The 24134-nt window shown below is 73.8% G+C and carries 22 protein-coding genes; 12 read left to right on the top strand and 10 right to left on the bottom strand.

Features of this window, described 5'->3' with window-relative positions; genetic code table 11:
• The first annotated feature begins 140 nt into the window (after positions 1 to 140).
• The 3 genes from crtI to OHS17_RS01865 are packed head-to-tail and all read left to right on the top strand — an operon-like array spanning position 141 to position 3671.
• Positions 141 to 1694 carry a phytoene desaturase family protein gene (crtI, locus tag OHS17_RS01855; RefSeq protein WP_330310733.1) on the top strand — a complete coding sequence of 518 codons (1554 nt, stop codon included), beginning with the start codon at positions 141 to 143 and terminating at the stop codon, positions 1692 to 1694.
• Positions 1681 to 2667, top strand: a complete 987-nt coding sequence (locus OHS17_RS01860) for a phytoene/squalene synthase family protein (RefSeq protein ID WP_330310734.1) — start codon at positions 1681 to 1683, stop codon at positions 2665 to 2667. The genes crtI and OHS17_RS01860 overlap by 14 nt, the downstream gene beginning before the upstream one ends.
• A complete protein-coding gene (locus tag OHS17_RS01865; RefSeq protein ID WP_330310735.1) occupies positions 2664 to 3671 on the top strand; it encodes a DUF5914 domain-containing protein in 1008 nt (335 codons plus the stop codon). Before OHS17_RS01860 ends, OHS17_RS01865 begins: the two co-directional genes overlap by 4 nt.
• A gap of 6 nt (positions 3672 to 3677) precedes the next feature.
• Here the strand turns inward: OHS17_RS01865 and OHS17_RS01870 are convergent, their stop codons facing one another.
• The 5 genes from OHS17_RS01870 to OHS17_RS01890 form a co-directional block, all read right to left on the bottom strand.
• Positions 3678 to 5231, bottom strand: coding sequence for an FAD-dependent oxidoreductase (locus OHS17_RS01870; RefSeq protein WP_330310736.1), 1554 nt, complete (start codon positions 5229 to 5231; stop codon positions 3678 to 3680).
• Positions 5228 to 5962 (bottom strand): class I SAM-dependent methyltransferase, encoded by a 735-nt coding sequence (locus tag OHS17_RS01875; protein ID WP_330310737.1) that lies wholly within the window; start codon positions 5960 to 5962, stop codon positions 5228 to 5230. Before OHS17_RS01875 ends, OHS17_RS01870 begins: the two co-directional genes overlap by 4 nt.
• Positions 5959 to 7158, bottom strand: coding sequence for a lycopene cyclase family protein (locus tag OHS17_RS01880; RefSeq protein ID WP_330310738.1), 1200 nt, complete (start codon positions 7156 to 7158; stop codon positions 5959 to 5961). The genes OHS17_RS01875 and OHS17_RS01880 overlap by 4 nt, the downstream gene beginning before the upstream one ends.
• Positions 7155 to 8405, bottom strand: a complete 1251-nt coding sequence (locus tag OHS17_RS01885) for an NAD(P)/FAD-dependent oxidoreductase (RefSeq protein ID WP_330310739.1) — start codon at positions 8403 to 8405, stop codon at positions 7155 to 7157. Before OHS17_RS01885 ends, OHS17_RS01880 begins: the two co-directional genes overlap by 4 nt.
• Positions 8406 to 8542: 137 nt before the next feature.
• The gene (locus OHS17_RS01890) at positions 8543 to 10651 is read right to left on the bottom strand and encodes a cellulose binding domain-containing protein (RefSeq protein ID WP_330310740.1); all 2109 of its coding nucleotides are present in this window, start codon (positions 10649 to 10651) and stop codon (positions 8543 to 8545) included.
• Positions 10652 to 10862: 211 nt separating this feature from the next.
• Here OHS17_RS01890 and OHS17_RS01895 point away from each other — a divergent pair, with 211 nt between their 5' ends.
• The 3 genes from OHS17_RS01895 to OHS17_RS01905 all read left to right on the top strand — a co-directional run bounded on the left by OHS17_RS01895 (position 10863) and on the right by OHS17_RS01905 (position 12192).
• Positions 10863 to 11072, top strand: coding sequence for a hypothetical protein (locus OHS17_RS01895; RefSeq protein ID WP_073865364.1), 210 nt, complete (start codon positions 10863 to 10865; stop codon positions 11070 to 11072).
• A 109-nt stretch (positions 11073 to 11181) separates the two neighbouring features.
• The gene (locus tag OHS17_RS01900) at positions 11182 to 11451 is read left to right on the top strand and encodes a hypothetical protein (protein WP_330310741.1); all 270 of its coding nucleotides are present in this window, start codon (positions 11182 to 11184) and stop codon (positions 11449 to 11451) included.
• Between the two features lie 24 nt (positions 11452 to 11475).
• Positions 11476 to 12192, top strand: coding sequence for a type 1 glutamine amidotransferase (locus OHS17_RS01905; RefSeq protein ID WP_330310742.1), 717 nt, complete (start codon positions 11476 to 11478; stop codon positions 12190 to 12192).
• Positions 12193 to 12205: 13 nt separating this feature from the next.
• Here the strand turns inward: OHS17_RS01905 and OHS17_RS01910 are convergent, their stop codons facing one another.
• Positions 12206 to 12997: a hypothetical protein gene (locus tag OHS17_RS01910; RefSeq protein ID WP_330310743.1), complete on the bottom strand. Its 792-nt coding sequence runs from the start codon at positions 12995 to 12997 to the stop codon at positions 12206 to 12208.
• Positions 12998 to 13183: 186 nt separating this feature from the next.
• On the opposite strand from OHS17_RS01910, the gene OHS17_RS01915 reads away from it, so the two are divergent.
• From OHS17_RS01915 to OHS17_RS01940, 6 genes are all read left to right on the top strand, one after another.
• Positions 13184 to 14224 carry an ABC transporter substrate-binding protein gene (locus OHS17_RS01915; RefSeq protein ID WP_330310744.1) on the top strand — a complete coding sequence of 347 codons (1041 nt, stop codon included), beginning with the start codon at positions 13184 to 13186 and terminating at the stop codon, positions 14222 to 14224.
• A gap of 36 nt (positions 14225 to 14260) precedes the next feature.
• A complete protein-coding gene (locus OHS17_RS01920) occupies positions 14261 to 15271 on the top strand; it encodes a FecCD family ABC transporter permease (protein ID WP_161207372.1) in 1011 nt (336 codons plus the stop codon).
• Positions 15268 to 16347 (top strand): FecCD family ABC transporter permease, encoded by a 1080-nt coding sequence (locus OHS17_RS01925; RefSeq protein WP_330310745.1) that lies wholly within the window; start codon positions 15268 to 15270, stop codon positions 16345 to 16347. The genes OHS17_RS01920 and OHS17_RS01925 overlap by 4 nt, the downstream gene beginning before the upstream one ends.
• Positions 16344 to 17174: an ABC transporter ATP-binding protein gene (locus tag OHS17_RS01930; protein WP_330310746.1), complete on the top strand. Its 831-nt coding sequence runs from the start codon at positions 16344 to 16346 to the stop codon at positions 17172 to 17174. The genes OHS17_RS01925 and OHS17_RS01930 overlap by 4 nt, the downstream gene beginning before the upstream one ends.
• Before the next feature lie 151 nt (positions 17175 to 17325).
• Complete coding sequence (locus tag OHS17_RS01935) at positions 17326 to 18246, top strand: alpha/beta hydrolase (RefSeq protein ID WP_330310747.1); 921 nt, start codon at positions 17326 to 17328, stop codon at positions 18244 to 18246.
• Between the two features lie 29 nt (positions 18247 to 18275).
• Positions 18276 to 18950: a 4'-phosphopantetheinyl transferase family protein gene (locus OHS17_RS01940; protein WP_330310748.1), complete on the top strand. Its 675-nt coding sequence runs from the start codon at positions 18276 to 18278 to the stop codon at positions 18948 to 18950.
• Here OHS17_RS01940 and OHS17_RS01945 read toward each other — a convergent pair.
• From OHS17_RS01945 to OHS17_RS01960, 4 genes are read right to left on the bottom strand one after another with little or no spacing between them, the layout of a single operon-like run.
• Positions 18918 to 20591: an ABC transporter ATP-binding protein gene (locus tag OHS17_RS01945; protein ID WP_330310749.1), complete on the bottom strand. Its 1674-nt coding sequence runs from the start codon at positions 20589 to 20591 to the stop codon at positions 18918 to 18920. The two genes, OHS17_RS01940 and OHS17_RS01945, sit on opposite strands and share 33 nt — an antisense overlap.
• Positions 20588 to 21499 (bottom strand): ABC transporter permease, encoded by a 912-nt coding sequence (locus OHS17_RS01950; RefSeq protein WP_330310750.1) that lies wholly within the window; start codon positions 21497 to 21499, stop codon positions 20588 to 20590. The genes OHS17_RS01945 and OHS17_RS01950 overlap by 4 nt, the downstream gene beginning before the upstream one ends.
• Positions 21496 to 22452, bottom strand: coding sequence for an ABC transporter permease (locus OHS17_RS01955; protein WP_330315128.1), 957 nt, complete (start codon positions 22450 to 22452; stop codon positions 21496 to 21498). The genes OHS17_RS01950 and OHS17_RS01955 overlap by 4 nt, the downstream gene beginning before the upstream one ends.
• A 2-nt stretch (positions 22453 to 22454) precedes the next feature.
• Positions 22455 to 24086, bottom strand: coding sequence for an ABC transporter substrate-binding protein (locus OHS17_RS01960; RefSeq protein ID WP_330310751.1), 1632 nt, complete (start codon positions 24084 to 24086; stop codon positions 22455 to 22457).
• Positions 24087 to 24134: the final 48 nt, after the last annotated feature.

Here is a 24134-nt window from a genome sequence, read left to right on the forward strand (position 1 = left end):
ACGCGCCCGGCTGGCCGGCACCCGGGACGTACTCCAACCGGAGGAATCGCGGGGCGACACGCCGTCTCGGGCAGCGCGTCCGGCGGCGGACGGGGTGAGATCGCCCGATGCGCGTTCCGGGAGAGCGAAGAGGGGGCCGGGTGAAGGGCGTGCCGGGGCCCACGGACCATGTCGTCGTGGTGGGCGCGGGGCTGTCCGGGCTGGCCTGCGCCCTGCATCTGCTGGGGGCGGGCCGCAGGGTCACCGTGGTCGAACGGGACGCGGGTCCCGGTGGCCGGGCGGGGCGGATGCGGCTGGGCGGGTTCGAGACGGACACCGGTCCCACCGTCCTGACGATGCCCCATCTCGCGGACGAGGCGTTCGCCGCCGTGGGCGACAGCCTGTACCGCCGCGTCGAGCTGACGGCCCTGCACCCGGCGTACCGGGCCTGCTTCGCGGACGGGTCCTCGCTCGACGTGCACACCGACGGCGCGGCGATGGAGGCCGAGGTCCGGCGCTTCGCCGGTCCGGCGGAGGCTGCGGGCTACCGCGAGCTGCGGCGGTGGCTGGAGCGGCTGTACCGGGCGCAGATGAACCGCTTCATCGACACGAACTTCGACTCGCCCTTCGGACTGCTGCACCCGGACCTGGCCCGGCTCGCGGCGCTGGGCGGCTTCGGGCACCTCGACGCCCGGATCGGCCGCTTCCTCTCCGACGAACGGCTGCGGCGGGTCTTCTCGTTCCAGTCGCTGTACGCCGGTGTGGCCCCGGCCAAGGCGCTCGCGGCGTACGGCGTGATCGCCTACATGGACACGGTGGCCGGTGTCTGGTTCCCGAAGGGCGGCATGCACGCCCTCCCCCGGGCCATGGCCGACGCGGCGGCGGAGGCGGGCGCCGATCTGCGGTGGGCGGCCGAGGTGAGCGCGCTGGAGCGTTCGGCGGGGCGGGTCCGGGCCGTGCGGCTGGCCTCCGGCGAGCGCATCGCCTGCGACGCGGTGGTGCTGAGCTGCGAACTGCCCACCGCGTACGAGCTGCTCGGGCACCGCCCCCGGCGCCCGGTCCGGCCGCGCCACGCGCCGTCCGCCGTGGTCCTGCACGCCGGAACCGACCGCACCTGGCCGCAACTCGCGCACCACACGCTCTCGTTCGGCGCCGCCTGGGAGCGGACGTTCGAGGAGCTGACCCGTACGGGCGCGCTGATGAGCGACCCCTCGCTGCTGATCACGCGCCCCACGGCGCACGACCCCTCGCTGGCCCCCCCGGGCCGCCATCTGCACTACGTGCTCGCCCCCTGCCCCAACACCACGACCGGTCCCCCGGCCGCCGCGTGGGCGGATCTCGGGCCGCGCTACCGCGACACGCTGGTCCGCGAACTCGAACGCCGGGGCCTGGTCGGCTTCGCGGACAGCATCGAGGAGGAGCTTCTGGTGACCCCGCTCGACTGGACGGCCCGGGGCCACGCCGCCGGCACCCCGTTCTCCCTGTCCCACACCTTCGCCCAGACCGGCCCGTTCCGGCCGCGCAACCTCGTGCGGGGCACGGAGAACGCGGTCCTGGCGGGGTGCGGCACCACCCCGGGCGTCGGCGTGCCGACCGTGCTCATCAGCGGCAAGCTGGCCGCCGCCCGGATCACCGGCGTCGCCGGACTCCGCCCCCGCCGGATGCGCACCGAACCCTTTCCCCTGGTCCGGGCAGGTGCCGATGACCCGGCGTGAACTGGACGCGGCCGGCATCACCGATCCCGGGCTGCGCACCGCGTACGCGCGCTGCCGGGAACTCAACGCCCGCCACGGCCGTACCTACTTCCTGGCCACCCGACTGCTGCCGCCCGAGCGGCGGTCCGCCGTGCACGCCCTGTACGGCTTCGCGCGCTGGGCCGACGACATCGTGGACGACCTGGACCGGCACCGGACGCCCACCGAGCGCGACCGGCTGCTGCTGCGCCTCGAACGCGATCTGGCGCACGGGCTGCGGACCGGCACGGGCGACGAACCGGTGGTCCGGGCGGTCGCCGACACCGCCGCCCGGTACGGCATCGGACACGACCTGTTCGCCGATTTCATGGCCTCGATACGGGCCGACCTGACCGTCACCCACTACCCCACCTATGCCGATCTGCAGACCTATGTGCACGGTTCGGCCGCGGTGATCGGTCTGCAGATGCTGCCGGTGCTCGGTACGGTCGTGCCCCGGCAGGAGGCCGAACCGCACGCGGCCGCGCTGGGGGTGGCGTTCCAGCTCACCAACTTCGTACGGGACGTGGGCGAGGATCTCGACCGGGGCCGCGTCTACCTGCCCGGCGATCTGCTCTCCTCCCACGGCGTGGACAGGCCGCTGCTGGAGTGGAGCCGGCGCACCGGGCGCGGGGACGCGCGCATCCGGGCCGCGCTGGTGGCCGCGACGGAGCTGACGCGCGGGGTGTACCGGACGGCGGAGCCGGGCATCGGCATGCTCGATCCGCGGGTGCGCCCCTGTATCCGCGCGGCGTTCACCCTGTACGGCGGCATCCTCGACGCGGTCGCCGAGCAGGACTACCGCGTCCTGCACCGCCGTGCGGTCGTCTCCCGGCGACGCCGCGCCGCCACGGCCGCCGCCGGGGTGCTGCGCGTGGCCGGGGCCCGCTGGCGGGCACGCGGCCTGGCGGTGGCGGACGGTGCGGAGACCGGGCGGAAGGAACCGGTGCGGTGAGCCGGCGGAACGGCAAGCGCTGGTCGCCGCCACTGCGGCTGCGCGGTTCCGGCCCCGGCTGGGCGGCGCAGGAGCCCACCTGGCGCGACGCGCGGCCCGCGCTCATCGCCGACGCGCTGAAACGGGCCACGGTACGCCCGTCCGGGAACTGGTACGTGGTGGGCGCCTCGCGCGAAGTGCGGGTCGGTGACCGCCCGTACGGCCGGACGGTCGGCGGGACCGAGGTCGTGCTGTGGCGTGCGGAAGGCGGTGCGCTGCGCGCCGGGTCCGGTGTCTGCCCGCACCTGGGCGCACCGCTGCGGGACAGCCGGGTGGTGTGCGGCACGCTGGTGTGCCACTGGCACGGACTCGCCCTGGACGGTGCCCCGTTCGCGGGCTGGCAGCCCTTCCCGGCGCACGACGACGGCGTGCTCGTGTGGGTGCGCCTTGACGAGGTGGGCGGCGAGGAGCCCACCGGGCGGCCGGCGGTGCCCGTACGGCCCGCGCGGGACGGCTCGGTGGACGCGGTGTTCACGGCGGTCGGGCGGTGCGAGCCGCAGGACGTGGTGGCCAACCGGCTGGACCCGTGGCACGGTTCGTGGTTCCACCCGTACTCGTTCATCGATCTGTCGGTGGTGCGGGAACCCGGGGGCGACGAGGACGACGCCTTCGTGGTCGATGTGTCCTTCCGGGTGGCCGGGCGCCTGGTGGTCCCGGTGCGGGCCGAGTTCACCGCGCCGGGGCCGCGTACCGTCGTCATGCGCATCACGGACGGCGAGGGCGCGTCCTCCGTCGTGGAGACGCACGCGACGCCCCTGACCCTCCCCGGTCACGAGCGCCCGCGCACCGCCGTCGTGGAGGCGACGGTCGCCGCCTCGGACCGGCCGGGCTTCGCACTCGCCCGGGCCGCCGCCCCGGTGCTGCGGCCGCTGATGCGCCGTACCGCCGGGCGGCTGTGGGTGGACGACCTGGCGTACGCGGAGAGGCGCTGGGCGCTGCGCAGCACCGGGCGCTTCCCGGGCTGACGCGTCTCAGGCACGCCCTGCGGAGGCGAGCGCCCGGAGTGCGCGGGAGCGGCCCCGCCGGGGCACCGTCCACAGCACCTGGCCCCGGACGCCCCGGTCGGCGAGCAGGGCGTTCGCCGCCAGGAAGCCGGTGGTGGCGGCGCGTTCCATAAGGGCGACGGGCAGATCGCAGCGGATCGCGTCCCCGGCGAGGACCAGCCAGGGGTGCGGGGTGCGCACGGCGGGGCGCAGGGGGTACGTGCCGGTCTCGAAGAACGGGCAGTCGGAGCGCCACTCGTGCCGGGAGTCGACCACGCGGGCGTCCCGGGTCTCCGGGTACACCTGGTGCAGCCGGTCGACGAGCCGTTCCTGGACCTCCTTGTGTTCGGCGCCGGGATCAACGGCGTACGCGTGCAGTTCCACGACGGAGCCCCCGGTGCGCGCGGCCCAGCGGGCGGCCTCGCCCTCGTACCGTTCCAGGGTGCTGATGTTGTCGAGCCCGTCGTAGCCGCTGGTGCCGAGAAAGCCGGGCCGGTCCGCGCGGACGGGGCGGTCGAGCCAGAGCCGGGAGACGAGGAAGGGCGGTGCGGTGCGCAGAGCGGCGACACCGTCGCGCCAGCGTGCGGTGCCGAGGCCGGGTGACGCGGCGACGGTGTGCCGCAGCCCCTCGGTGTCGAGGGCGAGCACCACGGCGTCGTGGTGGTGGGTGCCGGTCCCGGTGTGCACGTGGGCCCCGCCGCCGTCGCGCGGGGCGATCCGGTGCACGGGCGTCCCGGTCCGGAGGTCCGCGCCGAGGCTTTCGACGTATGCGGCGAGGGGTTCCCAGAGGGCCTGCGGGAAGGGTTCGGCCGGTACGTCGAAGAGCAGGCCCTCGGAGGAGCCGAGGAAGTAGATGTGGAACATCAGCAGCAGTTCGGCGGCGGACAGCCGGCGCGGGTCGGCGAAGAAGCTGCGCGAGAACACCTCGAACGCCAGATGATGGGCGGCCTCCGGGAAGCGCACGCTCTCCAGGAAGGCGGTCGCGCCCACGCCGTCGAAGCGCTCGTACACCTCGGGGACGCGGACGTCGAGCAGCGGGAGCGCCGCCCGGGCGTCCATGGCGGCCAGGTCCCGCAGGCCGAAGGTGGGGCTGAGCGCGACGAAGCCGAGCGCGCTGAGCGGCGGCGTCCTCGGGACGCGGGCGAAGCTGTCGGTCAGGCCGCCGCTGTGCCGCAGCGGGTAGTCCGGCAGCGGGACGAGGCGGTCGAGGGCGGTGTCGGTACGCCGGAGCAAGCCGCGCAGGTTGTAGTACTGGCGGAAGAACGCGTGGAACCCGCGGGTCATCGTCACCGGTGAGCCGTCGGCCAGCACGGTGCGGTGGCCGGAGAGGCGGCCGCCGAGTGCGTCGTCCTTCTCGTACAGGGTCACCCGGGCGCCGCGCTCGGCCAGCAGGGTCGCCGCGGAGAGGCCGGCGATTCCGCCCCCGACGACGGCGACGGACGGTTCGTCGCCGCGTGGGAAGCATGGTGCGCCGGGTGCGGGCAGCAGGACTTCGGCCTTGCGGTCGCGGCCTCGTCGGGCGGCGGGGGGTCGGGCGTTCACGCGACGTGCTCCGGTGTCGTGGCCGGGTGGCCGTTGCGGGCGAGGAAGGTGTGCACGATGCCGGTCTGCCATCCGGCGACGGGGACCGCCCGCACGGAGGTCAGACCGGCCTTGGCGAGCCGGCCGGCGAAGGCGGGTGCGGTGTCGAAGGAGGTGACGCTGCGCCAGAGGTGGCGGTAGAGGGCACGGTCGCCGGTGAGGGTGCCCGCCGGGATGATGACCCCGTGGCAGACGGCGGTCCACAGCGCCCGGTGCGCCCGGGAGCCGCTGAGGCTGTATTCGTGGACGGCGAGGCGTCCGCCCGGCGCCAGCAGGTCCCGTACGGACCCGAGGACCGCGTCCGGGTCGGTGACGTTGCGGAACAGGTAGGCGGCGAACACCGCGTCGAAGGGCCCTTCCCCGGCCGTGGTCAGCTCCTCGGCCGTCAGGTGGAGGAAGCGCACGCGGGCCGGCCAGGGCTTGGCCAGGGCGCGGCGCAGTATGCCCGTCGACGCGTCCACGGCCGTGATCCTGGCCAGCGGCGCGGCGGTGAGCAGGGCCCGGGTGGAGGCGCCGGTGCCGCATCCGAGGTCGAGGAGGTGCAGTCCGGCACCGCCGCCGGGGAGGCGGAGGCGGCGGGCCGAGCGCAGGAGGTCGGTGCGGTAGCCGGGGTTGAGGGACGTCAGGCCGTCGTAGGTACGGGAGGCGTGGTCGAAGGCCCGGGCCAGGTCGTGGTCGCGCAGCAGGGTCATCGGTGGCTCTCTCCGTCTCTGGCGGTGGACCGGGTCCGGCGCGGGAGGAAGGGCAGTTCGGCGGCGGTGGCGAGCATCGGCCGGACGGGGGTGCGCAGCCCGATGCCCCACTCCTCCCGGAGCGAGGCCGTGCCGTCGAGGAACCTCAGCAGCCGCTCGGCCGGGACGCGGCGGAACAGGCCGGTGAAGAAGTCCGGGCCGTCGATCCGGCCGGTGTCCAGCGCGCGGAGCACGATGGCGTCCATGGCGAGCGCGCGCCGTCCGTGGGGGGCGGGGACGGCGCCCCGGCCGTCGCGCAGGGCGGCGGCGATGGCCCGGGCCTGGCGTTGCACGGCGGCGAAGGTGTAGCCGGTGGCCGGGCGGGTGGCGCCGCCCGCGGTGCCGATCCGGAACACGGAGGGCCCGGCCCGGTGCGGGAACCGGGCGTCCGTCATCGGGATCGCCCCCTGCTCCGTGCGCTCCACCGTGAGCGGGCCGAGCCGGAGGACGTCGCGGCAGTAATGGCCGAGCGCCGACTCGTACGCCCGGGTGGTCAGCGGGCGGCGGGAGAACTCGGTGTACTCCACGAGCGCCCGGTCCGGGGCCAGCGGCAGCACATAGCCGAACGCGAGTCCGTGGGCGGGCTGGGGGACGCGGAAGTCCATCAGGTCGGCGACCCCGGATTCGAACCGGCCGGTGGCCGTGCGGACGAACCAGCCCCGGAAGTGCTGGAGCAATTGGGTGCGCGCGGGCGGCAGGGCGGGCAGCGGCCGTGAGTCGAACACCCGGCGGGCGCGCACGTGCACCGGGGAGCCGTCCGGCAGCGTGCAGCGGACCTCGGCGCCGCCGGGCACCGCGCGCACCGCGTCCGCCGTGGCCCGCAGCACGTGCCCGCCGTCCGCCCGGGCCAGGCGGTCGTGGACCAGGCTCTCGAAGTCGGCGGATCGCACCATGCGGTAGGTGAAGGGGGCCGGTTCGACGGTGACCGGGCGGCCGTCGGCGCCGTGCACGCGCAGCACGGACCAGGACGCGCTGACGGCTCCGTCGAGGCCGTCCGCCTCCGCGTGCCAGTAGCACCAGGTCCGCTCCGCCGGGCGCAGCGGGCCGTCCGGCGGTTCGATCACGGTCACGGTGGCGGCGCCGCTCTCGGTCAGCCGGTGCGCGAGGCTGAGCCCGGCCGCGCCTCCCCCGACGACGGCCACGTCGCAGCGGCTCATGTCCGGCGCGCCAGGTCCGCCGCCACCTCCCGGGCGGCCCGGGTGCCCGAGGCGAGGGCGCCCTGGACGGAGCCGGTGGCCCGGTGGTCCCCGCACACGTAACGGCCCGGGCCGATGCGGGTGGTGCGGCTCAGCGGCCAGGGCGGGCGCATGGCCGGCAGGGCGCCCTCGACCGTGCAGGCGGCGATCCGCGTCCAGCCGCTCGTGTCGGTGGCGTACAGGTCGGACAGGCGCCGCTGCACCGCCTGCGCGCGGCCCGGGAGTTCGGCGCCGAGCACGGAGGTGGAGATCAGCGCGGTGCCGGGAGGCGCGTACGTGGGGGCGACCTCGCTGAGTACGCAGGTGTTCAGGACCGGTCCAGTGCTGTCCACGAGCAGGGTCGGTTCGGCGAGCGGGGTGCGGTCGGTGGCGTGGTAGTAGGTCGTGACAGTGCGGGTGTCCGGGACGGTCAGGTCCGGCAGCAGGCGGGTGGCGGCGGCCGGGTCGGTCGCCACCACGACGATGCTCGCGGGTACTTCGCTCCCGTCCTCCAGGGCGACCCCCGTGTCGGTGATCTGCGCGACGGGGGCGCCGAGCCTGAGGACGCCGTCGGGGAGGCCCTGGGCGAGCTGGTGGGGTACGGCGCCGATGCCCTGCGCGGGCAGGCACAGCGTCCCGCGCACCATGCTCCGCCAGACCAGGTGGAAGAACCGGGCGGAGGTCTCCAGGCCGTCCTCCAGGAACACCCCTGCCAGGAACGGCCGCAGCACGCCGGTGATCGCCTCGTCCGACAGGCCGGCCCGGAACAGCGCCGCCGAGGTGGTCTCGTCGCGGCGGCGCCTGACCGACGAGGCGGGGAGCATCGCGTCGCGTGCCGTGAGCGCCGCCAGGACGCCCAGATCGCGGGCGGAGAGGACCCGGCCCGGCAGCAGGGCGCCCACCGCGCCCTGCTCCCGCGTCGGGTCGGCGAGGCGGACGGCGCCCGTCCGGGTGTGGGCGATGACGCCTGCGGTGAACGGCCGCAGGCGCAGGCTCCTCAGGTCCAGGCGCCGCTTCACCTGCGGATACGAGGTGTTGAACACCTGGAAGCCGCGGTCGAGCAGGAATCCGTCCCGGCGGTCCGTACGCATCCGGCCGCCCACCGCGTCGGACGCCTCCAGGAGGGCCACCTTCCGCCCGGAGCGGCAGAGGTCCAGCGCACAGGCCAGCCCGGCCAGTCCGGCTCCGACGACGACGGCGTCCGTGGGCCGGCGGTGCTCGTCGGTCATGCTGCTCCTCGCCCCGGCGGTCATTCGGTCCAGCGGACCACGTTCGGCGGGCCGATGCGAGGAGCCACGCACGTGCGGACCGGGTGACGCGGGGAGCCCCGGTCCGCGCGTGGACCGGGGCTCCTTCTACGCGGGCGTCAGCCGCCCGAGCAGACCGCGCCGTTCAGGCGGAAGACGGCCGGGTCGGGGTTGGGGCCGTCGTTGGCGCCGACGAACCCGAAGGAGGCGGTCGAACCGCCGTCCGGCGCCAGCGGGCCCGCGCCGTCGGGAGCGGTGACCCGGACATGGGAACCGGTCTGGTGGAACGTGGCGTTCCAGCCGGAGTCCACCGCCTGGCCCGTGGTCGGCCAGTCCCAGTCCACCGTCCAGCCCGTGATCGGCGTGCCAGCCAGATTCCGCACGGTCACGGTGGTCACGAAGCCGTTGCCCCAGCTGGAGTCCCGGTGGTAGGTCACCGAGCAGACCGCGTCCGCCGGGGTGCCGGTGGTGAAGGTCAGGGGCGCGGACGGGCCGGAGGGCCGCCCCGCCGGGTCGGCGGCCAGCACGTTGACCGTGTGGGTGCTGCCCGGTGGCAGGTTCCGCAGGGTGACGGAGGTGCCGGTGGCCTCACCGACCAGGCGGGTGTGGGCGCCGTCGCGCTCCTGGACCAGGTAACGGGCCGCGCCCGTGGCACCGTCCCAGGTGAGGCGTGCGGTGGTGTCGGTGACCGCGTCCAGGCGCGGGGTGCCCGGGGTGCCCGCGGCCGAAGCGGCGGGCCCGGTCCCGGCCTCCGGTTCGAGGGTCACGGTGAGCAGGGCGTACGGGGGCACGGTGACCCGGGACGCGGACGCTTCGCCGTCGGTGACCTCGGTGATGTCGCTGTCGCCGCGTGCGTAGCGGCTGACCTCCGGCGCGGCGGCGGACGGGGTGAAGCCGTCGTAATCGAGAGCGACGGTCCGGGCGGTGTCCGGGTCCTTGTTGACGAGCATGACGCTCAGCCGTCCGTCGTCGCGGAGCACGGCGTGTGCCGAGACGTCCTGCGCGGAGGACTCGGCGGCGACCATCGTGTCGCCCGCGGTGCCCAGTCGGGCGGTCATCTTCATCCCGTAGTACGGGGCGAAGGGCGTGTTCGGTGCCGGTTCGCAGACGTCGCCGGTGCAGGCGCCGCTGGACAGCATGCCCATGTCGCCGTAGTCGGTCTCGCCGTCGACGGTGGTGATCTCCCCGGCGCCGTTGTGGGTGTTCCACCAGTCGACGTTGAACACGCCGTTCTCCAGCGCCGTCATGAACGCGTCGGCGGCGAACAGGCCGTTGGGGCGGGCGGTGAGCCGGGCGCCGCCGGTGTTGGTGTTGATCTCGGTGAGCGCGATCCCGATGTCGGGTGAGTGCGCGCCCGCGACCCGGTCGATCTGGTTGCGCACCTCCCGGAGTTCACCGGGCAGCTTGGCCAGCTTCGACAGGGCCGCGTCGGCGGTGGTGTCCGAGCCGCCCGCGTACCAGTGGACGCTGACGAAGTCGATGACGTCGGCCACGGCCGGGAGCACGGTGTGGTTCCAGTCGCCGGAGTCGCCGTCGCCGACGACTCCGTCCGGCCACTCCCCCGGGCTGGTGAGGACCGCGCCGATCTTGACCGTGGGGTCGACGGCCTTCATCGCCGCCGCGTAGGCGCGTACCTCGCGCGCGTACTCCTGCGGGCTCTTGTCCGCGTGCTCGTCGTTCTCCCAGCCGCTGCCGTAGTGGCCGTTGCCGTAGATCTCGTTGCCGATCTCCCAGTACTTCGCGCCGTACTTCTTGGTGACGTTCGCGTACCTGACCCAGCCGGCCGCCTCCTCCGGGGTGCCGGAGCCGTAGTTGGCGATGAGGATCGGCTGCGCCCCGGCGTCGCGGACGGTGCCCATGAAGGCGTCGAAGCCGGTGCCCGGGGCGACGTAGCCGCCGGGTGCCGTGTGCGTCTCCCAGTGGTAGATGTCCGCGTACGAACCTCCCGGGTAGCGCATCACCCCGACGTCGGCCGCCGTCATCAGGTCCGCCACCTCGGGGTCGTTCATGTGCGCGTCCCAGATGGCGGTGTTGACCCCGCGGGCGGATCCGGTCAGCGTGCCCAGCGACGCCTGGGCGTTCACCTGTACGTCGACGTCCGCGCCGGCCCGCGGTGCGGCGGGGGCCGCGCCGGTCAGCGAGGCCAGCACGGCGAGCGAGGCGGCCAGGACGGCGGCGGCGCGTGCGAGGTGGCGGGGGCGTTGCGGGGATCTGTGCGTTGGCGCCATGGGTGATCCTTCCTGGGATCTCGGCGGCACGGATGGAGTGGGACAGGAGCATGGGAGCGCTCCCATGATGGGGAGGGGCGTGACGCCCTGTCAACGGCCGCGGCAGGCAAGGGAACTGAGCCGAATGGGGGCTTCCGGAGCGGCCTCGGCCTTCTCTACTGTCGATGACCGGTGCCGATGACCGGCTCATCCGGAACTACTGGGAGATCACATGAAGGCACAGACCTTGTTCTGCTATACGTGCGATTCCGACGAGATGCACCGGCCCCTCACGGACGACGAGAAGTCCTGGCTGAGGGGTGAGACGGGACGCGCGAAGGTGGACGAGTTCTTCATGTGCGAGGCACCGACGTGCCGCAATGTCCGCAGCGGCTACGTCAAGCGCCCGTTCCACCCGGTCATCCGCATTCCGGTGCCCTGACCCGTCCGCGCGGCTCCGACCATCCGCCGATGCGCCCTCCCCCGCGCGGGGGAGGGCGCTCGTCCGCGGAGCCGACGCTCCGTCACCGGCTTTCGGCAACGGTGGATCCATGCCGATCAGCCTCTCTCCTGACGCCACCGCGCCGAGCGCCACCGAACGCCCTGCTCCGGCTTGGGCGCTCCGGTTCGCGCGGGCCCTGATCGCGCTGTGGGACACCATGCCCCTGGCCTGGTTCGGCCTGTTCGGCTTTCACGAGGTCGGCTTCAGCAACGGCTGGTGGATGGCGCCGGCCCGCGTGTGCATCAGCCCGGTGATGCTGTGGGGCCCGATCGTGCTCGCCCTCACGTACGCGTACTACCGTCGTCGCCGGGCAGCTTGACGCGTACGAGGAGGTTGATGTCCTGTGTCCGTCCTGGTCGTGCAGAACACCGCGCGTGGAGGTCCCGGGCGAGTCGGTGACTGGTTGAGTGCGGCGGGGCTCGGGCTGCGGGTGCTGCGTCCGTACGCCGGTGAGGCGCTGCCCTCCGCGCTCGGCGGCCGCCCGCTCGTCGTGCTCGGCGGCGGCTTCCTCCCCGACGACGACGCACGCGCGCCCTGGCTCGCCGCCACCCGCCGCCTGGTGGCGCAGGCGCTGGCGGACGGCACACCGATGCTGGGGATCTGCCTGGGCGGGCAGATGCTCGCCCAGGTGGCGGGCGGGATGGTGCGGGCCGCGCACGGCGAGCCGGAGTACGGCAGCACGACGATCCGGCTGCGGCCCGAAGCCGCGGACGACCCGCTGTTCTCGGGGCTGGGTGAGACGGTGCCCGCGGTCGAGCGGCACGTCGACGCGATCACCCGGCTCCCGGCGGGGGCGGCCTGGCTCGCCTCCAGCGACCGCTGCCCGTATCAGGCCTTCCGGGTGGGGAACCGGGCCTGGGGCGTGCAGTTCCACCCGGAAGCGGAGGCCCGGAACATCACCGCGTGGGACCGCGACCGGCTGGCCGCCCTGGGCCTCGACCGGGACCGGCTGCACGCTCGGGCCGTGGCCGACGAAGAGGCCGCCGTCGCGGCGTGGTCCGTCTTCACCGGACGGTTCGCGTCCGTGTGCCGCTCCCCTGGGCGGGAGCGTCGGCCGTAGGGGGCGGGTACGTTCAGCGCCGCTCGTTCGCGTAGACGAACGCCGCGCAGTGCTCGTCCACGTCCTTCCGGCCGTGCCGGGCCCGCAGTGACAGATCCGAGGCCAGTCTCCGCGCGAGCTCCCGGGCGTCACCCTGCGGCGCCGCCCCCTCCGCGTACTCCAGAAGCGTGCGCAACGCGTGCAGTTCGCCGCTACGGAAGACCATCTCGACGACCTCCTGCTCCCGCGCAGCCAGAGCGCTCACCACACGCTTCCCGTACGCGTCGGCGCGTCGGCTCGCGAACCGGCGTTCATGGTCCCGGAATCGCTCCGCGCCCTCGTACGTGTCGAAGACCGCGAGCCGCTCCAGCAGCTCCTCCGGCTCCGTGTGCGACGTGCGGTAGAAGGGCCGGTCCTCGCTGCCCGCGAAGTCCGGATCCAGTCGGGCCTCGGAGAAGAACGCGGCGACCCGGCCGGGTTCGGGCGTCAGGCCGCCGCCCATCCAGCGGGCGGACTCGTGCAGACTCTGGCCCGAGCCCTCGGGTATGCGGAAGAAGCACCAGCCCGACACACCGCACCACAGCAGCCCCGCGTCCCGACCCCCGCCGAAGGACGCCCGGCAGAACCCGCCGGTGAACTCCACGCTGCCTTCCACGTCCGCGCCGAAGTCGTCCTGGCTTTCGTCGTCGTAGGCCCCGTACGCCGAGATCGCGGCCACGGGCAGACCCTCGTCGAGGAGTCGGCTCGCCACGACCGCCATGTAGTGACCGATGGCGGATTCGAGATCGTCCCTCACCTGCTGAGCGTCTTCCTGATCGTCGGTCACGCCTGTTCTCCCGATTCGGCTCCGGTCCCAGTTCCGCTCAAAGCCGTTCCCCGAGATCGCGCTCGTACACCGCGGCCACGCGACGCCCGTAGGCGCCCTTACCCCCGCGTACAACCCATGGATAACGTTGGCATAAGGTGAGCCTCACCTAATCATTCAATGGTGAACAAAACGAGGAGCACGTTCATGTCATATCGGCGCCGTGGAACAGCCGCAGTCGCCCTCGCCGTCGCTGCCGCGCTGTCGCTGGCCGCGTGCGGCGCCGATTCCTCCGGCAACGGCGGCTCCTCCTCCCAGGGGTCCAAGGACTCGAAGTCGGTCGCCAAGGGCGGCAAGGACTTCGGCGACGCGGCGGCGAAGACCGCGGCGCTCGGCACGGACGCGAAGCCCGGTCAGTGGCCGCGCACGGTCAAGCACGCCATGGGCAGCACCGAGATCAAGGAGCAGCCGAAGCGCGTGGTCGTGCTCGACGTCGGTGAGCTCGACAACGTCGTGTCGCTCGGCGTGAAGCCGGTCGGTCTCGCGCCGACCGAGGGGTCGCCGGAGCTGCCCTCGTATCTCAAGAAGGACGCGGGCACCCCGAAGAACATCGGCACGATCAACAGCCTCAACCTGGAGGCGATCGCCGCGCTCAAGCCCGACCTGATCCTGGGCAGCCAGCTGCGCGCCGCCAATTCCTACGACGAGCTGTCGAAGATCGCGCCCACGGTCTTCTCCATCCGGCCCGGGTTCACCTGGAAGGAGAACTACCTCCTCAACGCCGCCGCGCTGGACAAGACGGCACAGGCCGAGGCGAACCTCGCCGCGTACAAGAAGAAGACCAGGGCCCTCGGGGACAAGCTCGGGGCGGACAAGCCGACCGTGTCAATGGTCCGCTACCTGCCCGACGGTCTGATCCGGCTCTACGCCAACGACTCCTTCATCGGCACCATCCTCAAGGACGTCGGCATCCCGCGCCCCAAGAACCAGGACATCGCGGACCTGGCGGCCGAGGTGAGCGCCGAGAACATCGACCAGGCCGACGCCGACTTCATCTTCACGGGCGTGTACGGCGATGCCAAGGCGACCGACAAGAGCAAGGCGCAGGCCAACCCGCTCTGGAAGAACCTGAAGGCGGTCAAGGACGGCCACGCCTTCGACGTGCCGGACGAGACCTGGTACCTGGGCCTCGGTGTGACCGCCGCCGACGAGGTCCTCGGCGACCTCGAGAAGTACCTGACGGCCTGAGGGCCGCGGACCGAGAAGAGAGAGTGAGCACGGCGCATGTCGCCAACCGACCTCACCCGCCGACGGGCGGGCTGGCTGCTGGCCGGAGCGGCGATGCTGCTGGTCGCTGTCCTGCTGAGCCTCACCGTCGGCAGCCGCCAGATCGCGCCGGGGGACGCGCTGCAGGCGCTGTTCCACGACGGCGGCAGCGACGACGCCCAAGTGGTACGCGCGCTGCGGGTGCCCCGGACGGTGATCGGTGTGCTCGCGGGCGCCGCGCTCGCTCTCGCGGGAACGGTCATGCAGGGCATCACCCGCAACCCCATCGCTGAACCGGGCATCCTCGGCGTGAGCCAGGGCGCTTCGGTCGGCGTGGTGACCGCGATCGCCTTCTTCGGGGTGCACTCGCTGAACGGCTACGTGTGGTTCGCGTTCGCCGGAGCGGCGCTGGCCGGGGTGGGTGTGTACGCGGTCGCCAGCGGCGGGCGCGGCGGGGCCTCACCGGTCAAACTCGCCCTGGCGGGGGCCGCGATGAACGCGTTCCTCGCCTCGCTGGTGTCCGGGATCGCCACCACCAACGCGCGGGCCCTGGACGAGTTCCGGTTCTGGCAGGTCGGCTCGATCGGGGGGCGCGACGGCGAAGTGATCGGCCAGGTATGGCCGTTCGTCCTGGCCGGGATGGTCCTGGTCGCGATGATCGCCCGGGGTCTGGACGCGCTCGCGCTGGGCGACGACGCCGCGCGGAACCTCGGCAACAACGTCGGGCGGCTGCGGGCCCTCGGTGCCCTCGGCGCGCTCGTGCTCACCGGGGCGGCCGTGGCGTCGGTGGGCCCGATCGCCTTCACCGGTCTGGCCGTTCCGCACATCGCCCGCGCGCTGGTGGGCACGGCACACCGCTGGGTGCTGCCGCTGGCGGCCCTGCTGGGTCCGGTGATGATCCTCGGCTCCGACGTGCTCGGACGCGTTCTCTTCCCGCCTTCGGAGGTGCCGGTGGCGGTCATGACCGCCCTGATCGGTGTGCCGTTCCTGGTCGCGCTGGTGCGGCGCCGGAAGGTGGTGGCGGCGTGAGCAACCTCGAAGCCACCGTCACCCCGCGTCTGCGCCCCGCCGGGCATGAGGTGCTGCGGCGCGGGCGGGCGAGTTTCCTCGTACACCGCCGGGCGGCGGTCGTCGCCCTGGTGCTCGCGGTGCTGCTGGCGTGCGCGGTGGTGGCGTATCTGTGCGTCGGCGAGTCGTTCGTGGCGCCGTCCGAGGTCGTACGCGTCCTGCTCGGCCGCCCCAGCCCCGACGAACTCGTGGTGGGCACGCTGCGGTTGCCGCGTCTGGTCGTGGGGCTCCTCGCCGGGGTGGCGTTCGGTGTCGCGGGGGCGCTGGTGCAGACCGTCGCCCGCAACCCGCTGGCCAGCCCCGACGTCATCGGCGTCACCCATGGGGCGGGTGCGGCCACGGTCGCCGCGCTGAGCTTCAACGCCGTGGCCGCCGACGCGCTGCCCTATGTCTCCGTGGCCGGTGGCCTGGCGGCGGCCCTGCTCGTGTACGTGTGCGCGTGGCGGGGCGGGCTGCACTCCTCCCGCTTCGTCCTGGTCGGCATCGGGGTGTCGGTCGCGCTCGGCTCGCTGACCCAGCTGCTGCTGACCAAGGGCGACTATCTGGTGGCCCAGCAGGCCAAGGTCTGGCTCACGGGCTCGCTCAACAGCCGCGGTTACGACGAGGCGGGACCGCTCGTCGTCGTCCTGCTCGTCGGCCTGCCGGCGGCCCTGTGGGCGGCGCGGGCCCAGCGCGGCGCGTCGTTCGACGACGACACCGCGACCGCGCTCGGACTGCGCCTCGGCCGGGTCCGGCTCGGGCTGACCGTGCTCGGCGTGGTCCTGGCGTCGGTGGCGACCGGCGCGGTGGGGCCGGTCGACTTCGTGGCGCTGCTCGCCCCGCAGATCGCGCGCCGCCTCACCCGCACCGCGCAGACCCCGCTGCTGTCGTCGGCGCTCGCCGGGGCGCTGATCGTCGTGGTCGCGGACCTGCTGGCCCGCCGCCTGTTCTCCCCGGTCGAGCTGCCGACCGGTGTCCTCACCGCCGTGGTGGGGGCGCCGTACCTGATGTGGCTCATCGTCCGTACCCGTAGCCGATCCGGAGGCATCTCGTCATGAGCCGCCCGTCCGCCAGCCGCCTCTCGGCGCACGACCTGACCCTCGCCTATGAGGACCGCACCGTGGTCGAGGGCCTGGACCTGGAGATACCCGACGCCAAGGTGACCATCGTCGTCGGGCCCAACGCCTGCGGAAAGTCGACGCTCCTGCGGGCGCTCGGCCGTCTCCTCAAGCCGCGGCGCGGTGCCGTGCTCCTGGACGGCGCCGAACTGGCCGGCCTCCCCGCCAAGGAGATCGCGCGGACCGTCGGCGTGCTCCCGCAGTCCCCCACGCCGCCCGACGGCATCACCGTCGCCGACCTCGTGGCGCGGGGCCGGCAGCCGCACCAGAAGTGGTGGCAGCAGTGGTCGGAGGCCGACGAGCGCGCCGTGAGCGAGGCGCTGGAGCGTACGAACACGGCGTCCCTCGCCGACCGGCCGGTGGACGAACTCTCCGGGGGTCAGCGCCAGCGCGTGTGGATCGCGATGGCCCTGGCGCAGGACACCGAACTCCTGCTGTTGGACGAGCCCACGACGTATCTGGACGTCGCCCATCAGGTGGAGGTCCTGGACCTGGTGCGCCGTCTCAATCTGGAGCGGGGGCGCACCGTCGTCGCCGTGCTGCACGACCTGAACCAGGCCATCCGCTACGCCGATCACCTCGTCGCGATGAAGGACGGGCGCATCGTGGCGCAGGGGGCGCCGGACGAGGTGGTCACCACGGAGATGGTGCAGGAGGTCTTCGGGCTGTCGTCGGTCATCATCCCGGATCCCCTCACGGGCGGCCGCCTCGTCGTCCCGGGGTACAGCTGGCAGCCGTCGGCGGCGGAGAAGACGATCACGCGCTGACGGGGCCGGAGCGTCGAAACCCTGACATTCCCCTGACCGGGCGGAGGCGGAGTTCTGCGGTAGTCCTGAACCGGCATGCCTTGTCCCGTCCGTCGGGCGCGCCCGATGCTGGAGAGGAGCCCGCGGTGGACCTCGACCAGAACGGGAACGCATGATGCTGACGACCACGGCACGCCCTTCACCGGAGACCGGCGCCCCCGGCCGTCTGTCGCCAGGGGTCCGCAGGATCACCCTCGACGCGGCGGGCATCCCCCTGTCCGCGCTGCTGAGCGAGCCCGCGGACGGGCGTCCGGCGCGGGCGACCGTCGTCGCCCTGCACGGCGGCGGGATGAGCGCCGGGTACTTCGACGGGCAGGCCCATCCGGACGTCTCCCTGCTGACGCTCGGCGCCCGCCTCGGCTGCGCCGTGCTCGCACTGGACCGGCCCGGATACGGCGCGTCGGCCCCGTATCTGCCCGCCGGCCAGTCGCTGCCGGAGCAGGCGGAGACGGTCCGTGCGGCGCTCGCCGACGCGCGGGAACGCCAGGTGTCCGCGCCGCTCTTCCTGCTCGCCCACTCCTTCGGCGGCAAGCTCGCCCTCGCTCTCGCCGCCGACGCCCCGCCCGGTTCCTACGTCGGCCTGGACGTCTCCGGGTGCGGGCACCGGCCGGCCGCCTCCGCCGGGCTGCTCGGCCGCTCCACGGCCTCCGGGCTGCGGCGGCTCAACTGGGGTCCGCTGCGGCTGTATCCGGCCGGGACGTTCCGCGAGAGCGGGGCGGTCGTCGCCCCGATGCCACGGCGGGAGGTCGAGTCGGCGGTGGAGTGGGACACGCTGTCCGCCCGTCTGCTGCCCCGGGTGCGGGTGCCGGTGCGCTTCACCTTCGCCGAGCACGAGGCGTGGTGGCGTCACGACGACGCCGATCTGGCGGACCTCGCCGCGCAGTTCTCGGCGGCGCCCCGGGTGCTGGTCGACCGGCTTGCCGCGGCCGGGCACAACGTCAGCCTGGGTTCCGCCGCGCGGGCGTACCACCTGCGTGCCCTGGCCTTTCTCGACGAGTGCCTCGACACGGGCGACCGGGCCGCCGCACGGTGACCGCCGCCGCCCCGGCCCGTCCCTCCCGCGTGAGCGTTCCGCCTCGGGTCCGGCTGCGGACGCTGTCGCTGCCCGCCCCGGGTTCGCGGTTCCCCGTCCCTGGCTGCCTCGACGCGGGAGAGCGGGCCCGTGCCGCCGGTTTCGCCGATCCGCGCGCCCGGCTCCGCTATGTCACCGCGCATGCCGCGCTGCGCGAGGTCCTCGCGGAGTGCACCGGTACGGACGCGGCACGGCTGCGGTTCGGGCGCGAGCGGCCCGGCGGTGCGGGCAGCGGTCCGGGAGGGCGGCCGGTGCTGCTCGGTTTCCCGGAGGGGCCGCACTTCTCCCTCTCGCACAGCCACGACCTGATCCTGATCGCCGTCGCCGCCGTGCCCGTGGGCGTCGACGTGCAGCGCGTGCCCCGGACCGGCACCGTCGACGCGCTGCTGCCCCGGCTGCACCCGGCGGAGCGCGAGGGCCTGTTGCGCGTCCCCCGGGCCGCGCGGGCAGCCGCCTTCGCCCGGCTGTGGACGCGGAAGGAGGCCTATCTGAAGGGCCTCGGCACGGGCCTCGCGCGCGGTCTGGCCACCGACTGCCTCCTGGACGGGACGCAGCCGCCCGGCTGGCACGTCCGCGATCTGGCCGCTCCTCCCGGGTACGCGGCGGCGACCGCCGTCGCGTACCCCGTACCGCTACCCGGCGTTCATCGCACCGGCATGGCGTGAACCGGCCACCGAGGCGAGCAGCTCCCTCGTGTACGGGTGGGAGGGCTTGGCGAACACCTGCGCCACCGGACCCGATTCGACCAGCCGACCGCCCCGCATGACGCCGACGTGGTGGGCGATGCCCCGGACCACGGCGAGGTCGTGCGAGATGAACAGGCAGCTCAGCCCCGACTCGTCCTGGAGTTCGGTGAGCAGTTCCAGGATGCGCGCCTGCACCGCGACGTCGAGCGCCGAGACCGGTTCGTCGCACACCACGAGATCGGGTCGCAGCGCCAGTGCGCGGGCGATGGCCACCCGCTGCCGCTGCCCGCCCGACAGCTCCTGCGGGCGCCGCCGGAGCGTACCGGCCGGGAGATGCACGCGGTCCAGAAGGGCCGCCGCCTCCCGGGAGCGCCCGGCCCGGTCGCCCACCCGGTACGCGCGCAGGGGCTCGGTGATGATGTCCCCCACCGTCAGGCGCGGGTCGAGGGAGGCGTAGGGGCTCTGGTAGACGATCTGCATGCGACGCCTCAGCCGCCGCAGCGCCTCCCCGCGCAGCGAGTTGATGTCCTCGCCGTCGAAGTGGACCGTGCCGGACGTCGGGTCGGCGAGGCGGACCAGCAGCCGGGCGGTGGTCGACTTGCCCGAGCCCGACTCCCCGACCAGGGCGAGCGTCTCCCCCCGCCGGATGGTCAGGTCCACCGAGTCGACCGCCCGGACCGGCGCCCGGCCGCGACGGCCCCGGGTGAACTCCTTCACCAGTCCCCGGGCCACCACCAGGTCCCGCGAGGCCCCGGCCGACCGGACCGGCGGGGTCCGCTCCCGTACCGAACCGAGACTCGGCGCGGCACGCAGCAGGTGCCGGGTGACCGGGTGCCGGGGATCGCCCAGCACCTCGCCGACCGTCCCCGATTCGACGATCTCACCCTGGGACATCACCCCCACGCGCTGGGCGCGGTCGGCGGCGACACCCAGATCGTGGGTGATGAGCAGCACCGCCGTGCCCGTACGGGCGACGAGTTCGTCCACGTGGTCGAGGAGGGCGCGCTGCACGGTGACGTCGAGCGCGCTGGTCGGCTCGTCGGCGATCAGCAGCTTGGGCCGGGCGGCGAGGGCGATCGCGATGAGCGCCCGCTGGCGCATTCCGCCGGACAGTTCGTGGGGGTACTGCCGGGCCCGCAGGTGCGGCTGGGGCAGGCCCGCCTCGGCGAGCAGTTCGACGGCGCGCTCCGCGGCCTCCCGCCGGCCGGGGACCAGCTTGTGGATCAGGAGCACTTCGCCGATCTGCGGGCCGATGCGGCGCACCGGGTTCAGCGACACCATGGGGTCCTGCGGGACGAAGCCGATGTCCCGGCCGCGGTGGCGGCGCAGCTCCGGTTCACCGGCCGCGGCGAGGTCGGTCGCGCCGAAGAGGACGCGGCCCGCCGTGACCGTCGCCCCGGGCGGCAGCAGGCCGACGACGGCGTGGGCCGTCGTGGACTTGCCCGAGCCCGAAGCGCCGACCAGGGCCACGACTTCGCCCGGTGCGACGGTGAGGGAGACCCCGCGCACCGCGTCCACCCGGCCCGCCCGGGTGCGGTAGGAGATCCTCAGCCCTTCTATGCCGAGCAGGGGGCCGGATTCCCCGGGCCGTCCGTCCGGTGCCGTCAGGGGTTTCGTCATGGGGCGCTCTCCTTCGCCTCGCCGTCGAGGGCGCGGGCGATGCGGTTGGCGGCCAGGACCGTCGCCGCCAGGGCGAGTCCGGGCAGGGTGGTCAGCCACCAGGCGGTGGCCAGGTAGTCACGGCCGCCGGCGACCAGCGACCCCCACTCGGGGGCCGGCGGGCGCGCCCCGTAACCGAGGAACGACAACGACGACACCTGGAGCACGACGCCGCCGAAGTCCACCGCCGCGTAGACGAGGACGGGCCCGGCCGCGTTCGGCAGTACGTGCCGCAGCAGCACCGCGTACCACCGGGTGCCGCTCGCCCGGGCGGCCTCCACGTACGTGGAGCGGGCGACCCGCAGGACCTCGGCCCGCATGATCCGGGCGAACATGGCCACGCTGGTCACCCCGACGGCGACGGCGACCTGCACGGTCCCGAAGCCGAGGGCGGTGACCAGGGCGAGCGAGAGCAGCAGTCCCGGCACGGCGAGGAGCACGTCGGTGAGCCGCATCAGCACGCTGTCGGCCCAGCCTCCGGCCGCACCGGCCACCAGCCCGGTCAGCGACCCCGCCACCAGGCCGACGAGGACGGCGAGCGCCGTCGCCCGCAGGGTGAGGGAGCTGCCGTGCACCAGCCGGGTGAACAGGTCACGGCCGAGCTGGTCGGTACCCAGGAGGTGGTCCCCGCCGGGCGGCCGGAGCCGGTCGGCGGGCACCCCGGCCAGCGGATCGCGGCCGGTGAACAGGGCGGGGTGCAGTGCGGCGAGCAGGACCAGGGCGAGGAACACGACGGACAGGACGAGGCCGGGCCGGGCGAGCCAGAACCCGGCGGTCCGGCGCAGCCGCGCGGGCGCCTGGCGCGGCGCGCCGTCGAAGGACGCGGCGACGGGGGCCCCGCCGTCGGGGGACGTGCCGAGGGCGCTCATGTGGCCACCGCCTTCGGGCCCGTCGCCGTGAGGCGCGGGTCGAGCACCGGGTGCAGGAGGTCCACGGCCAGGTTCGCCAGGACGAACGCGCAGGCCCCGGCCACCACCAGCCCCTGGACTACGGGAATGTCCTGCGCGGACACGGCGGTCGCCGTCAGGCGGCCGATCCCGTTGCGGGAGAAGACGGTCTCGACGACCACGGAGCCCGCCAGCACATGGCCGACCAGCACCCCCACGACGGTCAGCGGTGCGAGTGCCGCGTTGCGGGCCGCGTGGGAGAAGTGGACCCGGAGCCGGCTCGCCCCCTTGGCGACGGCCGTGCCGATGTAAGGCTCGGCGAGTGCGGTGCGCAGGCTCTTCGCGAAGACCTGGGCGATCAGCGCGGCCGCGGGCAGCGCCAGCGTCACCGCCGGGAGCAGCAGCGAGGCGGCGCTTCCGTCCCCGAAGGCCGGTAACAGCCCCCAGCGGAAGGAGAAGAGCTGGATGAGCACCAGGCCGGTCCAGAAGGTGGGGGCGGCCACCCCCGCCGACGGGAGCGACAGCAGGAGCTGCGCCGCCCACCGTCGGCGGGTGTATGTGCCGGCCAGGGCGACCCCGGCCCCCAGGGGCAGGGCCAGGGCCAGCGTGGCCGCCGTGAGTTCCAGCGTCGCGGGAGCCGCGTCCGCGATCATCCGCCCGACCGGTTCGCCGGTGTGTACGGAGGTGCCGAAGTCCCCGTGCAGGGCGTGCCCGAGCCGTGTCGCGTACTGCTCCGCCACCGGCCGGTCGAGACCGTACCGGGTGCGCAGCGACGCGAGTTGTTCCGGGGTCACGGAGGTGCTGTCCCCGCCCCCGGCGGCCATGACGGTCACGGGGTCGCCGGGCAGCAGGTACAGCACACCGAAGGACAGGGTGTAGGCGGCCCAGAGGACGAAGACGGCCTGGGCGAGCCGGCGTACGACGTACGTGGTCATGGTCAGGACAGCCACGCGTCGTGGAACTGCGGGTAGGACGTGGAGTCGAGGGTCAGGCCGTGCACCTTCTCGCCGATTCCGTAGACGCTCGCCATCTCGAACACGGGGATCTGGTAGCCCTGTTCCAGCACCCGGCGCTGTGCGGTCGCGACCAGGGCTGCCCGCTTCTCCGGGTCGATCTCGGCGGCCTGCGCGTCCAGCGAGCGTTCCAGCCGGGGGTCGTCGATGCGGCCGAGGTTGAGCAGTTTGCCGGAGAACGCGGTGCGCAGGATGTCCGGGTCGTTGCGGGTGCCGTTGCCCCAGGCGAGGTCGTAGTCGCCCGCGCCGCGCGCCTGCTGGTAGTCCGGCAGCGAGAGCAGCGTGAGGGTGAGGCCGATCCCGGTCTTGCGCAGCTGCTGCTGGATCAGTTCCAGGACGGTCTGGTTGGGTCCGAAGTTCGCGCCCAGGATCACCTTCAGGTTCAGCTTCTTGCCGTTCTTCACCCGGATGCCGTCCGGGCCGGGTACCCAGCCGGCCGCGTCCAGCGTCCTCCTCGTCCTCCCGGGGTCGTGGGCGAGCAGCGCGCTGTTGTCGGCGTACGCGCCCGTGCTGCTGGACAGCGCGCTGGTCGCGGGGAGGTAGCTGGGGCTGAGCACGGTCTGCACGACCTCGTCCCGGTCCACGGCCGTCTGGAGGGCGTGCCGCACGGCCGGGTCCTTCGTCAGCGGTCGTGCGGTGTTGACGCTGAGGGCGACGGGGACACCGGGGTTGGGCCGGTCGAGGACGCTCAGCCCTTGCCCGGTGAGGGTCTCCTGGTCCTGCGGCGCGACGCCCGCGATCGCGTCGACCTGTCCGGAGTTCAGGCTCCCGCTGCGTACACCGGCCTCGGGGACGACTCTCAGGGTGAGCTTGTCCAGATAGGCGGCTCCGGAGTGCTTCCAGAGCGGGGAGCCCCATGTGTAGCCCTTGCGCCTGGTCAGTTCGACCGAGGTGTTCGGGGTGTAGCCGTCGAGGGTGAACGGCCCGGAGCCGATCAGTTTCGCGGTGCAGCGCTTGTCCGCGGGGAGTTTCAGGCTCGCGGGGGCGAGGAGCCCGAGTGTCGCTGTGGAAGTCGCCTGGAGGAACTGCTCGTTGGGCTTTTTGAAGGTGACCTTGGCCGTGTACCGGTCGACGACCTCGGTGCTGCGGTAGCCCTGGAGGTAGCCGGCGCCCAGCATCGACTTGGCGCCCAGGGCGGCGACGGCGTCCAGGTTGGCTTTGACCGCCTTGGCGTCGACCGGGGTGCCGTCGGCGAAGGTGGCGTCCGTGCGCAGGCTGAAGGTGAACTGCGTGGCGTCGGACGAGACCTGCCACGAGCGTGCGATCCACGGCACGATCTGGCCGGTCGTCGGGTTCTGGTCGGTGAGCGAGTCCACGAAGGCGCGGGCCCCGTACAGGGCGTCGGTGGTCGCGGCCTGGTGCGGGTCGACGCAGCCGGGGTCGGCCGCCATCGCGAACCTGAGGTGGCCGCCGGACCGTGGCGTGGACGCCGCCTTGCCGGAGGACCCGGATGCTCCGGAGCAGGCCGTCGCGGCGAGTGAGAGGACGAGCGCGGCGGCGAGGGCGGTGGCCGGGGAGCTCGCGAAACGGCGCGCGGGCATGGGACGTCTGGACATGAAGGTACGACTCCGGGTGAGCGAGAGCGGAAATGAGGAGACCGGGGT

The sequence above is a fragment of the Streptomyces sp. NBC_00523 genome (genome assembly GCF_036346615.1).
GTDB lineage: Bacteria > Actinomycetota > Actinomycetes > Streptomycetales > Streptomycetaceae > Streptomyces.